Source organism: Brevibacterium ihuae (genome assembly GCF_900184225.1).
Classification (GTDB): Bacteria; Actinomycetota; Actinomycetes; order Actinomycetales; family Brevibacteriaceae; genus Brevibacterium; species Brevibacterium ihuae.
Map to the genome: position 1 here is coordinate 1,237,916 of NZ_FXWZ01000003.1, position 14,397 is coordinate 1,252,312.

Annotated in this window: 14 protein-coding genes; 11 read left to right on the forward strand and 3 right to left on the reverse strand. The window is 71.0% G+C overall.

The genetic code is table 11. The features are described 5' to 3' along the window. Positions 1-49 precede the first annotated feature (49 nt). Complete coding sequence (locus tag C1A17_RS10860) at positions 50-1,492, forward strand: dihydrolipoamide acetyltransferase family protein (RefSeq protein WP_101652984.1); 1,443 nt, start codon at positions 50-52, stop codon at positions 1,490-1,492. Between the two features lie 274 nt (positions 1,493-1,766). Here the strand turns inward: C1A17_RS10860 and C1A17_RS10865 are convergent, their stop codons facing one another. Beyond that, on the reverse strand, positions 1,767-2,822 hold the full coding sequence (locus C1A17_RS10865; protein WP_101652985.1) for a hypothetical protein: 1,056 nt from the start codon (positions 2,820-2,822) through the stop codon (positions 1,767-1,769). Between the two features lie 524 nt (positions 2,823-3,346). Here C1A17_RS10865 and rpmB point away from each other — a divergent pair. From rpmB to C1A17_RS10905, 8 genes are all read left to right on the forward strand, one after another. Then, complete coding sequence (rpmB, locus tag C1A17_RS10870; RefSeq protein ID WP_101652986.1) at positions 3,347-3,583, forward strand: 50S ribosomal protein L28; 237 nt, start codon at positions 3,347-3,349, stop codon at positions 3,581-3,583. After that, positions 3,583-3,750, forward strand: coding sequence for a 50S ribosomal protein L33 (rpmG, locus tag C1A17_RS10875; protein WP_101652987.1), 168 nt, complete (start codon positions 3,583-3,585; stop codon positions 3,748-3,750). The genes rpmB and rpmG overlap by 1 nt, the downstream gene beginning before the upstream one ends. Positions 3,751-3,756: 6 nt before the next feature. Continuing rightward, complete coding sequence (rpsN, locus tag C1A17_RS10880) at positions 3,757-4,062, forward strand: 30S ribosomal protein S14 (RefSeq protein ID WP_101652988.1); 306 nt, start codon at positions 3,757-3,759, stop codon at positions 4,060-4,062. Positions 4,063-4,119: 57 nt separating this feature from the next. Further along, the gene (locus C1A17_RS10885) at positions 4,120-4,410 is read left to right on the forward strand and encodes an HU family DNA-binding protein (protein WP_101652989.1); all 291 of its coding nucleotides are present in this window, start codon (positions 4,120-4,122) and stop codon (positions 4,408-4,410) included. A gap of 202 nt (positions 4,411-4,612) precedes the next feature. Further along, entirely contained in the window at positions 4,613-5,470 is an 858-nt protein-coding gene (locus C1A17_RS10890; RefSeq protein WP_101652990.1) for a nitrilase-related carbon-nitrogen hydrolase, read from the forward strand. 5 nt (positions 5,471-5,475) lie between these two features. Then, positions 5,476-7,593, forward strand: a complete 2,118-nt coding sequence (locus tag C1A17_RS10895; protein ID WP_245873704.1) for a bifunctional copper resistance protein CopD/cytochrome c oxidase assembly protein — start codon at positions 5,476-5,478, stop codon at positions 7,591-7,593. Positions 7,594-8,151: 558 nt separating this feature from the next. Next, complete coding sequence (locus C1A17_RS10900; RefSeq protein WP_101652991.1) at positions 8,152-9,525, forward strand: MFS transporter; 1,374 nt, start codon at positions 8,152-8,154, stop codon at positions 9,523-9,525. Then, positions 9,522-10,286: a 3-hydroxybutyrate dehydrogenase gene (locus C1A17_RS10905; RefSeq protein WP_101652992.1), complete on the forward strand. Its 765-nt coding sequence runs from the start codon at positions 9,522-9,524 to the stop codon at positions 10,284-10,286. Before C1A17_RS10900 ends, C1A17_RS10905 begins: the two co-directional genes overlap by 4 nt. A gap of 134 nt (positions 10,287-10,420) precedes the next feature. Here the strand turns inward: C1A17_RS10905 and C1A17_RS10910 are convergent, their stop codons facing one another. Beyond that, positions 10,421-11,365 (reverse strand): LysR family transcriptional regulator, encoded by a 945-nt coding sequence (locus C1A17_RS10910; RefSeq protein WP_101652993.1) that lies wholly within the window; start codon positions 11,363-11,365, stop codon positions 10,421-10,423. A gap of 161 nt (positions 11,366-11,526) precedes the next feature. On the opposite strand from C1A17_RS10910, the gene mmsB reads away from it, so the two are divergent. Then, the gene (mmsB, locus tag C1A17_RS10915; RefSeq protein ID WP_101652994.1) at positions 11,527-12,435 is read left to right on the forward strand and encodes a 3-hydroxyisobutyrate dehydrogenase; all 909 of its coding nucleotides are present in this window, start codon (positions 11,527-11,529) and stop codon (positions 12,433-12,435) included. A 174-nt stretch (positions 12,436-12,609) separates the two neighbouring features. On the opposite strand, the gene C1A17_RS10920 is transcribed toward mmsB, so the two are convergent. Then, positions 12,610-13,416, reverse strand: a complete 807-nt coding sequence (locus C1A17_RS10920; protein ID WP_101652995.1) for a YggS family pyridoxal phosphate-dependent enzyme — start codon at positions 13,414-13,416, stop codon at positions 12,610-12,612. A gap of 199 nt (positions 13,417-13,615) precedes the next feature. Between C1A17_RS10920 and C1A17_RS10925 the strand changes: the two genes are divergently transcribed. Then, the gene (locus tag C1A17_RS10925; RefSeq protein WP_101652996.1) at positions 13,616-14,260 is read left to right on the forward strand and encodes a DUF4126 domain-containing protein; all 645 of its coding nucleotides are present in this window, start codon (positions 13,616-13,618) and stop codon (positions 14,258-14,260) included. The last annotated feature ends 137 nt before the right edge of the window (positions 14,261-14,397 follow it).

The following is a 14,397-nucleotide window of genomic DNA, read 5'->3' on the forward strand; positions in this document are numbered from 1 at the left end:
CGCGACCGGCGGCGCCCGACCACCCGTCGACCGACCAGCAAGGGTATCCATGTCCAGTGTTTTCCCCCTCCCCGACGTCGGCGAGGGCCTCACCGAAGCCGACATCGTGTCGTGGAAGGTCGCCGAAGGCGACACCGTGACCGTCAACCAGATCCTCGTCGAGATCGAGACCGCGAAATCACTCGTCGAGCTGCCGAGCCCCGAGGCCGGCACCATCGCCGCGCTCCTCGTGAGCGAGGGCGAGACCGTCGAGGTCGGCACCCCGATCGTCCGCTTCGGCGACGCGGACGCCGGACCGGCCGGCGATCACTCCGCCGGTGACGATTCCGCCGACGGCTCCGCACCGGATCAGACCGCGGCCGTTCCCGCCCCCGCGGAGACCGGCGACGGCGCGGCCGGGCCCAACCTCGTCGGCTACGGGGTCAAGACCTCGTCGGCGAAGCGCCGCCCGCGCCGCCGTCCCGAGGACGCCCCCGCGGCGGCCCCGTCGGCCGAGCGGCCGGCGGAGATCGCCGCGTCGTCCGCGGCGTCCGGCTCCCCGGCAGGATCGGACCCGACGCCGGCGGCGGAGCAGAGCGATCCCGGCAGTGCGGAGCGCTCCGGCCGCGTCCTCGCGAAGCCGCCCGTGCGCAAGCTCGCCAAGGACCGCGGAGTCGATCTCGCACAGGTGCCGGCCACCGGCTCCCGCGGCGAGGTCACGCGGGCCGATCTGCTCGCCCACCTCGAGCAGGGAGCCGGCAGCGCGGACGACTCCGACGCTCACGCAGGTGCGGTCCCCGGTGACGGCGGCTCCGGCGGGCAGCGGGAGGAGCGGATCCCGCTCAAGGGTGTGCACCGGATGATGGCGAAGGCGATGGTCGAATCCGCCTTCACCGCACCCCACGTCACCGAGTTCCTCGATGTCGACGTCACCCGCACGATGGACCTCGTGCGCCGGATCAAGGCGGAGAAACTGCTCGGTGAGGACGTCAAGGTGTCCCCGCTCGCGATCGTCGCGAAGGCGGTCGCATGGGCGGCCATGCGCTATCCGATGATCAACGCGGTGCTCGACGGCGACGAGATCGTGCAGCGCCGCTACGTCAACCTCGGCATCGCCGCCGCGACGCCGCGGGGCCTCATCGTGCCGAACATCAAGGACGCCCACATGCTCGGGCTCGCCGAGCTCGCCGGGGCCATCCGTGAGCTCGCCGAGACCGCGCGCGCCGGGCGCACCTCGCTCGCGGCGCAGGCGGGCGGCACGATCACCATCACCAACGTCGGCGTGTTCGGCGTCGACGCGGGCACCCCGATCATCAACCCCGGCGAGTCCGCCATCATCGCCTTCGGGCAGGTCCGCAAGCGGCCGTGGGTGGTCGACGACGAGATCGTCGTCCGGGAGATCACCACGCTCGGCATCTCCGCCGATCACCGGGTGGTCGACGGCGAGATCATCTCCCGGTTCCTCGCCGACGTCGGTCGTGCGCTCGAGGAGCCGGCCGTCATGCTCGCCTGACACCTGACACCTGACGTCGGGACGCCCGACGACCGCGAGCCGCGGCTGCGGCTCGCGGTGGCGCGCAGGGACGCTGTCCGGACCCGGGCGCGGTGACGATCCATCCCGAGGCCCACGACCGTGCGCAGCGGAGGTCCGGCATCTCTCAGGTCGGGCCTGCCCGCTCGTGCGGTCCGAGGATTCGACTTCCGCGGCGCGGACGCGACCAGGGGGCATCCCTGCGGGTGAGTGCGGTCCACCGCCCGCGCGGCGGCGCGATCCGGCGATTCCGGGCTCAGGGATTGAGCTTCGTCGACTCGTCAGGACCCTCGGTCGTCGAGAGCTTCTTCGCGAAGCAGTGGTCGCGGTCGATCTCGAGCGCGCGGCACTGCGCGAGAGCCTCGTCCGGGTCGTCGTACGCATCGCCGAGGATCGTGATCCAGTAGTCGTTGAATCGGAAGGTCGACCAGTCTCCGCTCCACAGGAGCATCGCGTCCGGGTGGGCCTCGCGGTTCTGCTCGAACTCCGCGAGGATGTCCTCCTCCGACCATGTCCGGCCCTCGGTCCGCAGCCCGTCCTGCTTGGCGCTCAGCTGCACCACCCAGCGGCCGTCGAGCCGCTCGAGCGCCTCGGCGGTGTCGGACTCGGAGATCGCGGCGAGATCCTCACCGGCGGAGACGGTGGGTGCGGCCGACCCCTCGGTCCCGCCGGCCGCCGCCGAGGCGTCCGCAGGACCCGACTGCGAGCCGTCGCTCGGGAGCTGGGTCGATCGGATCCCGTCGTCGGGGCCGAGGAAGTTCCCGCCGAGCAGGAGGCCGAGTGCGACGACCGTGACCCCGGCCAGGGTGGCGATGAGCATGCGCGGGCTCTTCCGGTCTGACGGAGGATCCCCAGCGATCCCGGCCGCTCCGGAGGTGCCCTGGCCGCCGGTGATCGGCCCGGTGCTCGGCTGTGCCGGCTGCTCGCCGGTGTGCGCGGCGATGTACTCGTAGTAGGTGGGCCCGTCGACGGGGCTCCCCGTCCGCGACCCGGGCTCCGCCGCACCGGCGGATGCTCCGCTGTACGCGTGGTCGAGCGCGCTGATCGGATAGAACCGGCCGTCGGAGGCCTGGTAGAACACCGCGCCGTCGGGGGAGCGGAAGCACTGGAGTCCGTCGGGGCCGGTGAAGTACCCCGTGGGAGCGGCGGCGGGATGCGGGGAAGGAGGGAGCGCGCCGGGTTCCGTGCCGCCCCCGGGCGCGTGGCCGCGGGTCGGCGGTGCGGAATCCCAGTTCTCGCTCTGTGCCGGCCGGATCCGGGGTCTGCGCGGATCGTGACCGGGCATCGTGCCGTCGGGAGTCGGAGGTGTCATCGGGTCGATGTCCCCGCTCCGTGGGCAGCCAACTGGCAGTCCATGGAGACCACTGTAGGCACGTCCGAACCCGTCGATCAACTGAATTTGCCCGGCTGTGGGCGGCTCCCCTAGGATGGTCTTCTGTTGTGTCGATCGATGACCGATCTGCTTCCCCGCGCAGGGTCCCGTACCGGGCGCCCGGCGTCGAGGATCCGATCACCGGACATCGGCACAGTGCTCATTGAGCGCTGCACCATAGCTTCGGCCCCCTCTCACAGGCTTCAGCTCAGCGCTGATGAGACATCTCGTCGCCGGCACGCGCCCCACCAGGGGATCGCGGGCCGCAGTGACGGACACAGGCCCCGTCAAGGGGCACGGAGATACCGCCGCGAACGGGGTGGTCCGCACCCGGACCCGCGCCCCGAGCGGTGTCGAACCATGTGTGATGTCTTCGACGAGTCCACCCGTCGGTCCGTACCCGGACCTGCGGGACGCCGGCCCGTTCGGCGGACCGTCGGCATTAGTGAAACTGGAGGAGAGAAATGGCAGCAACCTGCCAGGTGACCGGAGCCGTTCCCGGTTTCGGACACAATGTGTCCCACTCGAACCGCCGCACCAAGCGCCGGTTCGACCCGAATATTCAGAAGAAGCGCTACTTCGTGCCTTCGCTGCGCCGTTCGGTGACCCTCACGGTGTCCACCAAGGGCATCAAGATCATCGATGCCCGGGGAATCGACTCCGTGGTGAATGAACTCATCGCCAAGGGAGTGAAGCTCTGATGGCCAAAGCACAGGACATCCGCCCGATCATCAAGCTCAAGTCGACGGCCGGCACCGGGTACACCTACGTGACCCGCAAGAACCGCCGCAACAACCCGGATCGCATCGTGCTCAAGAAGTACGACCCCACGATCCGCAAGCACGTCGAATTCCGAGAGGAGCGCTGAGCGCACATGGCCAAGAAGTCGAAGATCGCCCGTGACGAGCAGCGCCGCGAGATCGTGGCGCGCTACGCCGAGCGCCGCGCCACCCTCAAGCGCCAGCTCACCCACCCGGAGAGCACCGACGACCAGCGCGAGGAGGCACGCCTCGCTCTGCAGAAGCTGCCCCGCGACGCCTCGCCGGTCCGCCTGCGCAACCGCGACCAGGTCGACGGCCGCCCCCGCGGCTACCTCCGCAAGTTCGGTCTGTCGCGCGTCCGCTTCCGCGAGATGGCGCACAACGGCGAGCTTCCGGGGATCACCAAGTCCAGCTGGTAATCTCTGGTAAGTTCGTACCCGGTCAACAGATCCGATGTCCTGAAGGAGGGCACAACTATGGCTAAGAACCGCAGTGAACTCGTCTCCGAGGTCGCAGAGAGCACCGGCCTGACCCAGAAGCAGGTCTCCGATGTTCTCGACGGCGTCTTCGAGTCGTTCTCGAACGCCGTCGCCAAGGGCGACAAGCTCACCATCCCGGGCTGGCTGTCCGTCGAGCGCACCGAGCGTGCCGCTCGCAAGGGACGCAACCCGCAGACCGGTGAGGAGATCCAGATCGCTGCCGGCTACTCGGTCAAGCTGTCCGCCGGCTCGAAGCTCAAGGCTGCAGCCGGTTCCCCGAAGAAGTAATCCTTCGGATCGCCTCGCAGGCCCGGACCCCGCTGAGGGGTCCGGGCCTGCGGTCGTATTCCGGGTGCGCAGGGCGCCTCCCGGGGCACGGGGCTCCCGCCGAGATTGCGAGAAAGTGCTGATCCGCTCTCAGAAACCTTCGGAAATTGCACTCCTGCGGGGCGCGTTGGCCCGGTGCTGAGCCGGGGACTACCCTGGATGCATGCGTGTTTCAGCGATCCAGCTCGCCTATGCCGATGAGGACTCCCAGCAGACCCGGATCGACCGGGCCGTCCAGCTCGTCCGGGCTCAGCACGGCTCCGATCTCGTCGTCCTGCCCGAGCTGTGGTCGCCCGGCGGGTTCTCCTACCGCGACTGGGGCGAGCGCGCGGAATCGCCCGTCGACGGGCGCACCGTCACCGCGCTGGCCGCCGTCGCGCGCGAAATCGGCGCCTACGTCCACATCGGTTCGATCATCGAGGGCAGCGAGACCGCGCTCACCCGCCTGGCCGAGTACGACCACGACGTCACCGCACTGCCGGAGCTGCCCGACGGCGAGCGCCATCTGTGGAACACCTCCGTCCTCGTGTCGCCGGCCGGCGAGGTCATCGCGACCTACCGCAAGATCCACCGGTTCGGTTTCGGATCCGGCGAGCCCAAGCTCCTCGAGGCCGGGGAGGACATCGTCACCGTGCCGATCGAGGTCGACGGCCGCACCGTGTCGCTCGGCCTGGCGACGTGCTACGACCTGCGCTTCCCCGAGATGTTCCGCGCGCTCCTCGACGCCGGCGCCGAGGTCGTCGCAGTGCCCGCCGCGTGGCCGGCCCCGCGCGTCGATCACTGGAGTCTGTTCGCGCGCGCCCGAGCGGCCGAGGACTTCCTCGCGGTCATCGCGTGCAACACCGCCGGGTTCCACTCCCGCACCGAGATGGGCGGGCACTCGGTGATCGTCGACGCCTCCGGCAACGTCCTCGCCGAGGCCGGCGCGGACGAGACCGTCATCGTCGCCGACATCGACATCGACGCGATCCACGCGCGTCGCGAGAGCTTCCCCGCCCTCGCCGACCGCAGGCTCCGCTGACGCCGGTGGCCGTCGCACCCACCCGCTCCCCGCACGCCCGACCCGAGGCGGGCACCGCGGACCGGCGCACCGCGCGCCGTCTGCGCCTCGCCGCGATCCCGGGTCTCCTCGTCGTCGGCACGATCGTGGGCCTCCTCGCCCTCGACTTCACCGGCGCGGCCGCCCCCACCCTGCTCAACGACGCGGGTCCTCTGGGCCGCTACGGTCTGCCGATCGCCAAGTTCGTCTTCAACCTCGCGATGGCGGTGACGATCGGGGCGCTCGTGCTCGCCGCCGTCGTGCTCCCGCGCAGCGCTCCGGTGCGGGTCAGGCACCGGGACCGCGGGAAGGCGGCGGCCCGGCCGAGCACCCTCGACCCCGCATGGACCGCCTGCCTGCGCGTCGCCGAGGTCGCCTCCGTCGTGTGGACGGTGGGCGCGATCGCCGTGCTCATCCTCGCGTTCGTCGACACCGCCGGAGCGCAGGCGCTCACCGGCGACTTCTCCGCCCAGCTCGGGGCCTACGTCACCCAGGTCCCCTATGGCCAGCTGTGGACCCTCATCGTCGTCCTCGCCGCGATCGTGTCGACGTGCGTGTTCGCGGTCCGCAGCTTCACCGGGATCGGCCTCGTCACGGTGCTCTCCTTCCTCCCGCTCATCCCGCAGGCGCTCATGGGCCACTCCGCCGGTGCCAGCGGCCATACCGCGGCGGTCAACAGCATCGGTCTCCATCTCATCGCCGTCGTCGTCTGGGTCGGCGGGCTCGTCGCGCTCGGGCTCCTCGCGCCGGTGCTCACCGCCCGGGCCGACCTCGGGGTGCTCGTCGGTCGCTTCTCCGGACTCGCTCTCTTCGCCTGGGCGCTCATGGTCTTCACCGGCCTGTTCAACGCGAGCCTGCGGGTGAACTCCCTCGCCGACTGGATGACGCCCTACGGCCTCCTCATCGTCGCGAAGCTCGGCATCACCGTCGTCCTCGGGTTCATCGGCTACTGGCACCGGCGCTTCGTCATCGACCGGCTCACCCCGAGCTCCGCCGAGGGGAACGGTGCCGAACGGGCAGCGGGAGCGGTCTTTGCCCGGCTCGAGTTCTGGCGCCTCATCGCCGTCGAGACGCTGCTGTTCGGAGCGGTCATGGCGCTCGGCACCGTGCTCGCCCGCTCGCAGCCCCCGGTCCCGGACGAGCCGCCCTCCCGTCCCACCCCGGCCGAGGCGCTCACCTATGAGCCGCTGCCGCCGGAGCCCACCTGGGGCCGGTTCTTCACCGAGTGGCAGGTCGATCCGCTGTGGACGGTCGTCGCGCTCGGCCTCGCGGCGGCGTACATCGCCGGGTTCGTCCGCCTCCGCCGCCGCGGTGATTCCTGGCCGGTGGTCCGCCTCGTCATGTGGCTGATCGGCATGCTCCTGCTGTTCTACGTCACCTCGGGCGGCCCGGTGGTCTACGGCAAGGTGCTGTTCTCGGCCCACATGATCCAGCACATGCTCATCGTCATGATCGTGCCGCTGCCGATGGTGCTCGGCGCTCCGATCACCCTGCTCATGCGGGCGGTCCCGGCGCGCACCGACGGCTCCCGCGGTGCCCGCGACTGGATCCTCGGGGCGGTGCACCACCCGTACCTGCGGTTCTGGGCGCACCCGGTGGTGGCGGCGGTGAACTTCTCGGGCTCGCTCGTCGTCTTCTATCACACGGGCATCATGTGGTGGGCGCTCGATACGCACATCGGCCACGAGCTCATGATCCTCCACTTCGTCGCGGCGGGGTACATGTTCGCGCAGGCGATGATCGGCATCGATCCCGGCGTCGAGCGCTTCCGCTATCCCCTGCGGCTCCTCCTGCTCCTCATCACCATGGCCTTCCACGCGTTCTTCGGGATCTCGATCATGTCCTCGACGACCCTCATCGAGGGCGACTGGTTCGGGAACATGGGCCACGGCTGGATCCCCGCGCTCGACGACCAGGTGCGCGGCGGGGAGATCGCGTGGGGGATCGGCGAGCTGCCGACGCTCGCGCTCGCGATCATCGCGGCCGTCCAATGGTCCCGCTCCTCGGATCGCGAGGCCCGGCGCCGGGACCGCTCCGAGGACCGCACCGGCGACGCCGAGCTCAAGGCCTACAACGACATGCTCGCGCGCCTCGACAAGCACTGAGCCGCGGCTGGGACAGCGGTCCGCTGAGCCGTGTCGGAGGAACGCGCGGGGTCCGCCGCCGGCTGCGCGATCCGCGCTCCCGGACCGCCCGCCCTGCGCTGCGGCCTCCCGAGCGGCACCGTCCGCCCCCGCCGCCTCCTCCTCCTGAGCGGCGCCGTCCGCCCTGCGCCGCCGCGTCCCGGGCAGCCCCGCACTCCCGGACCGTCCGTCGCCGCGTCCCGAGGAGCACCGCGCTCCCGGACCGCCCGCCGTCTCCTGAGCAGTACCCCCGGCCGGTCCTGAATGTGCTCCTGTGCACGCGAAGGCACAGACCGTCTGCGCATTTGCAGGCGACGAATTCATCACGACAGCCCCGTCGCGCTTGATCGATTCACAGGGAAGGTTCAGGATGGGCTATCGAATCGAACCACGAGGGAGTGGGTCGCCCGCAGCGCACGACATCGGAGTCGCCGCTCGCACCCGCTCCCGCACCCGCCGGCGGCCCCTCGTCCGGCGGAACGCACGCCCGGGACGTCCGGGCCGAGTGCCCGGTCAGCTGCCGGGCGGAGGAGCACGAACATGAGCACCCAGACATCCGAAGCGCTCAAGCCGGAGGAGCGCTCGCAGCTGCAGCGCGTCGTCGCGGCATCCATGGCCGGCACCATCGTCGAATGGTACGAGTTCTTCCTCTACGCGGCGGCGGCCACCCTCGTCTTCAACAAGATCCTCTTCCCGGAGTCGAACAACCCGTTCGACGCGATCATCGCGGCCTTCGTGACGTACGCGGTCGGCTTCATCGCCCGTCCGCTCGGCGGAGTGGTGTTCGGGCACTTCGGTGACAAGCACGGGCGCAAGAAGCTCCTCCAGCTCTCGATCATCCTCGTCGGCGCCTCGACCTTCCTCATGGGCTGCATCCCGACCTTCGAGGCGATCGGCTACGTCGCCCCGGTCATGCTCGTCCTGCTCCGCTTCGTCCAGGGCTTCGCGGTCGGCGGCGAGTGGGGCGGCGCCGTCCTCCTCGTGGCCGAGCACTCCCCGCGCGACGCGCGCGGATTCTGGGCCTCGTGGCCGCAGGCCGCGGTGCCGCTGGGCAACCTGCTCGCCACCGGTGTGCTGTTCGGACTCGTCGCGGTGCTGTCGGACGAGGCCTTCCTGTCCTGGGGCTGGCGCGTCGCCTTCTGGCTCTCGGCCGTCATCGTGTTCGTCGGCTACTACATCCGCACCAAGGTCACCGACGCCCCGATCTTCGAGGAGGCGCAGGCCGAGGTGCACGAGGAGGACGCCGGCTACGGCGTCGCCGAGGTGTTCAAGCGCTACCCCCGCGGCGTGTTCACCGCGATGGGCCTCCGCTTCGTCGAGAACGTCCACTACTACCTCGTCGTGACCTTCACCATCACCTACCTGTCCGTGCAGGTCGGCACCGACACCTCGCACATCCTCGGCCTGCTGCTCCTCGCGCACGTCGTGCACGCCGTCGCGATCCCCTTCGTCGGCAAGATCGCCGACATCGTCGGACGCAAGATCCCCTACGGCATCGGCATCGCGCTGACCGCCACCTGGGGCTTCTTCGCCTACCCGATGTTCGACAGCGGGGAGGACATGATGATCCTCGCCGCGGTGATCGTCGGTCTCCTGTTCCACGCGCTCATGTACGCCGGCCAGCCGGCGATCATGGCGGAGATGTTCCCCACCCGCATGCGGTACTCCGGCGTCTCGCTCGGGTACCAGGTGACCGCGATCGTCGCCGGCTCCATGGCGCCGATCATCGCGACCACGCTGCTACGGAACTTCGAGTCCTCGATCCCGATCTCGATCTACCTCGCGATCGCCGCGCTCATCAGCTTCATCGCGCTGCTGTTCACCCGTGAGACCCGCGGCCTCGATCTCAACGAGATCGATCGCCTCGACAACGAGCGCCGCGCCGGCGAGCGCGCGGCCCGGAGCGCGGGATGACCGCGCGCCCGGAGCCCGCAGGGATCGCCGGGAAGCGCGCCCTCGTCACCGGCGGCGCCTCCGGGCTCGGGAACGCGATCGCCTCGCGGCTCGCCGAGCTCGGGGCGCGGGTGACCGTCGCCGACGTCGACGAGGACGCCGCCCACGAGCTCGCGACGATGATCGGCGGCGAGGCCTGGGTTGTCGACCTCTCCGACACCGCGGCGCTCGACGACATGCGACTCGACGCCGACATCCTCGTCAACAACGCCGGCATCCAGCGGATCCACGCCATCGAGGAGTTCCCGCTCGACGAGTGGCAGCTCATCAACCGGCTCATGCTCGAGGCGCCCTTCCTCCTCACCAAGGCGGTGCTGCCGGGCATGTACGAGCGCGGCTGGGGTCGGATCATCAACGTCAGCTCCGTCCACGGGGTACGGGCCTCGCCGTTCAAGAGCGCCTATGTCGCCGCGAAGCACGGCCTCATGGGGCTGACGAAGGTCACCGCGCTCGAGGGCGGTCCCCACGGCGTGACGTGCAACGCGATCAACCCCGGGTACGTCATGACGCCGATCGTCGAGCGGCAGGTCGCCGATCAGGCCCGCACCCGCGGGATCGGCGAGGACCAGGTCATGGAGGACGTGTTCCTCGCCCACTCGGCGGTGCCCCGCCTCGCCGAGCCCGAGGAGATCGCCGAGCTCGCGGCGTTCCTCGCCTCGGACGCCGCCGCGGTGATCACCGGGTCCGCGCACCTCGTCGACGGCGGCTGGTCGGCGGCCTGAACGCCGACCCGTCCGGGCCCGCCCGGGATCCCGTCAGGGCCTGAACGACACCGTGTCGGGGAGAGCGCGCGGGTGCGATCCGGCCGATACCCGACGGCACGGGGCAGTGCCCCCGGTGCCGCCGGATCCCCGGCTCAGGATCCGGAGCCCGGGAGCACCTCGGGCATCGCCGGCGGCCGCCCGGCGAACTCGCGGATGATGTCGAGGGCCGCCTCGACCCCGCGGTTGCGGAGCGCCTCGCGGCGCACGCTCGCCCAGTAGGTGATCCGCAGATCGCAGTCGGGGACCACGCGCATGAGCGCGGGACTCGCCCGGCCCAGATAGCTCGGCAGCAGCCCGATGCCGGCCCCGTGCTCGGCCGCGCGGACGTGGACGAGCATCGAGTTCGACCGCAGGAATCCGTCCGGCTCCGGCAGGCGGCCGCCGGCGGAGTCGAGCACGTCGACGCCGAGCGTGTGCTCGATGTAGTAGACGATCCGGTGGTCGCTGAGCTCGGCGAGCGTCTGCGGGGTGCCGTGCGCGGCGAGGTACCCCGGGGTCGCGAACAGACCGAGGCTGTAGGTGTTGAGCCGGTAGCTCAGCGACCGGGACACCTGCGGACGCCCGACGACGATTTCGATGTCGACGCCGGACCGGTACTGGCGGGCGCGCTGCGTCGCGGTGATGAGCTCGACCTGGAGCCGCGGATGCCGGGCCTGGAGCTCGGTGAGCGCCGGGGTCGCCCAGGTCAGGCTGAACCCCTCGGGAGCGGCCACCCGGACCGTCCCGGTGAGCTGCGCCTCTCCGGTCACCGTGTGCCGGGCGCGCTCGAGCGCCGCCTCGATGTCCTCGGCGACCGCGAGCAGCTCCCGTCCGCGGGAGGTGAGCTCCCAGCCCTCCGGGGCGCTGACGAGCACCCGGTCCCCGACGGCGCGCTCGAGAGCGGCGATCCGGCGCGAGACCGTCGTGTGGTTAATGCCGAGGCTGTGGGCGGCCGCGGTGTACTTGCCGAGCCGGGCGACCGCGAGCAGGGTGAGCAGATCGTCCGGGGCGACGGGCGGGGCGCCGAGGCCGGTCGGGTGTGCGTCCGAGTTGGGCATCGCTCCATCGTATCTGCAGGAGTGCACAGCGTCTTTGCGCAGATCCCGCCGCTCGCCCCGTGTGCGCGCGGAGCGGTGCGTCGTAGGCTGGACGGGAAACAGGAGACCGTGCCGGCCGGGCGACGACGCCGGGCGCCGGCACCCGTGTGCGAGGAGGCATCATGGCAACCATCGGATGGATCGGCTTGGGGAACATGGGCAGGCCGATGACGAAGAATCTCGTCGCGGCCGGCCACACGGTGCGCGGCTACGACCTCGACGAGCGCGCTGTCGCCGCCGCTGCGGACAACGGCGTCGAGGCCGTCGGCTCGATCGCCCAGGCCGTCGAGGGCGCCGAGGTCGTCTTCACCATGCTGCCCAAGGGCGAGCACGCTCGCAGCGTCTACCTCGATGAGGGCGGAGTGCTCGAGTTCGCGGCACCCGGGACCCTCCTCGTCGACTCCTCGACGATCGACGTCGACTCCGCGAACGCGCTCCACGACGCGGCGGAGAAGGCGGGCTTCGCCTTCGTCGACGCCCCCGTGTCGGGCGGCATCTCGGGTGCCGCCGCGGGCACGCTGACCTTCATGCTCGGCGGCGCGGACGCCGACGTGGAGCGCGCCCGGGGGTACGTCGAGCCGATGGCGGGGAACATCTTCCACGCCGGCGGCAACGGTGCCGGCCAGGCGGCGAAGATCGTCAACAACATGATGCTCGCGATCAGCCTGCAGGGTGCCGCCGAAGGTGCGGTGCTCGCCCGCAAGCTCGGCCTCGATGCCCAGACGTTCTGGGACATCGCGCACGTCTCGTCCGGCGACTCGTGGGCGATGCGCACGTGGTACCCGGTCCCCGGCATCGTCGAGTCCGCGGCGTCGAACCAGGGCTTCGACGCGACCTTCGCGACGGCTCTCGCCCACAAGGACGTCGGCCTCGCGCTGGCGGGAGCGGAGTCGGTCGGCGTGACGCTGCCGGCCGCGCAGGTCGCGTTCGACAACCTCCAGCAGCTCATGGACGAGGGCTACGCGGGCAAGGACTGCTCGCTCATCATCCGCAACATCGATCCCGAGGCGCCGGGCGTCCCGCAGGACTGAGACCGGCCGGGTCCCTCCGGGGAGGGCGGCGGGTGCCGGCGGACGACGCGGCACCCGTCAGCCCGGTCCGGTGACTCGGACCTGGCGGGTGGCCCACGACGCCGTCGGCGTGCTCACTCCGTCGGCGAAGTCCTCACGCCCCCGGGTGGGGTGCTCACGGCGTCGGCAGGGCGATCACGGCGCCGGTCGGGCGCCGAACACGCTCGAGCCGATCCGCACCATCGTCGCGCCCTCTTCGATCGCGAGCTCGAAATCTCCGCTCATCCCCATCGAGAGCTCCGTCATCGTCTCGTCGATGAGGCCCTGGTCGAGGAGGGAGGCGCGGACGTCGGTGAGCGCGCGGTAGCTCGGTCGGATCTCCGCAGGGGTGGTGCCGGGCAGGCCGATCGTCATGAGTCCGCGCATCCGCATCCGGTCGAGTCCCTGGAGCGCGCCCACGAGCTCGCCCGCGGCCTCCGGGGCGACACCGGACTTCGATTCCTCCCGGGACGTGTTGACCTGGACGAAGAACTCGATCCGGCCGTCGACCGCCTCGAGCCGGCGCTGGATCCGCTCCGCGAGGGCGAGTGAGTCGATCGACTGGATGCAGGCGGCCGTCCGCAGCGCGTGGTTGACCTTGTTCTTCTGGAGCGGACCGATGAGGTGCGCCTCGTGCGGGATGTCGGCGAGCGCCTCGGCCTTGCCGGTGAGCTCCTGCACCCGGTTCTCGCCGATGAGAGTGAAGCCGTGCTCGAGCGCGACCCGGATCCGCTCCGCGGGCTGGGTCTTCGTCGCGAGCATGATGCGGACGCTGTCCGCCGGTCGTCCCGCGCGCTCGGCCGCAGCGGCGGCGCGGCCGGCGACCTCGTCGAGGCGGGCTTGGATCGCTGCGGCCTCCTCCGGGGCGAGAGCGGACGGAGCGGCGCCGCCGTCCGGCGGAGCCGGTGCGGTGCCGGTGCCGGGGACGACGGGTTCGACGGACGGATCGTGGGTATCGGACATGCCCCCATGGTCTCACCTGCCGCCCGGTCCGGCCACGGAGGCGCCGGGGAGCGGACTGCATCGCGGATGCGAGGCCGGGTGACAGCCCGCTGGCGCGGGAGCGGACGGGACCCTGGAGGTGGTCCGCGGCAGAGCGGTCGGGAGCGGCGGCCGGCCTGTTCTCGGGGAACTCCCGGCCGAGCGGGTCTACGCTGTGTCCATGGAACTGCTCTCGGGACTGGGACTCGCGACCTCGTCGGGTCTCAATGCGTACATCCCGCTCCTCGTGCTCGGGCTGCTCGACCGCTTCACCCCCGTCGTCGACCTCGGCCCGGGGTTCGACTGGCTGTCCAACGGCTGGATCCTCGGCATCCTCGCGGTGCTCCTCGTCATCGAGCTGCTCGCCGACAAGTTCCCCGCCGTCGACTCGATCAACGACGCGATCCAGACGGTGGTGCGGCCCACCTCGGGCGGCATCGTGTTCGGCTCCGCCGCCACGTCCGAGATCGCCGGGCTGGGCGCGGGCACCCTCACCGTCACCGACCCCGAGGCGGTCGCGGGCTGGCAGACATGGGTGCCGGTCATCACCGGCATCGTCGTCGCACTCGTCGTCCATCTGACGAAGTCGCTCACCCGCCCGGTGGCGAACACCGCGACCGCCGGAACCGCGGCCCCCGTGCTGTCGACCGGCGAGGACATCGTGGCCGCCGGTCTGTCGCTCCTCGCGATCTTCATCCCGATCCTCGTCGTCCTCGCGGTCATCGCGCTCGTCATCGGCTTCTTCGTCCTGCGACGCCGCTTCCGCCGGGGTCGTGAGCGCAGGCTCCGCAGCGGTCCCGGCGGCACGGCCGCACCGGAGATCTGACCCCCTCGCAGCCGAGACCTGACCTGCTGGTGCACGGACCCGAGCCACCCGCGGCCGGGAACTCCCTCCGCTGAAGCCCGGCCGTACTGCGGGGTATCAGCCCATCTGCGCGCAATGACGCGCAGGTGGGCGGATAC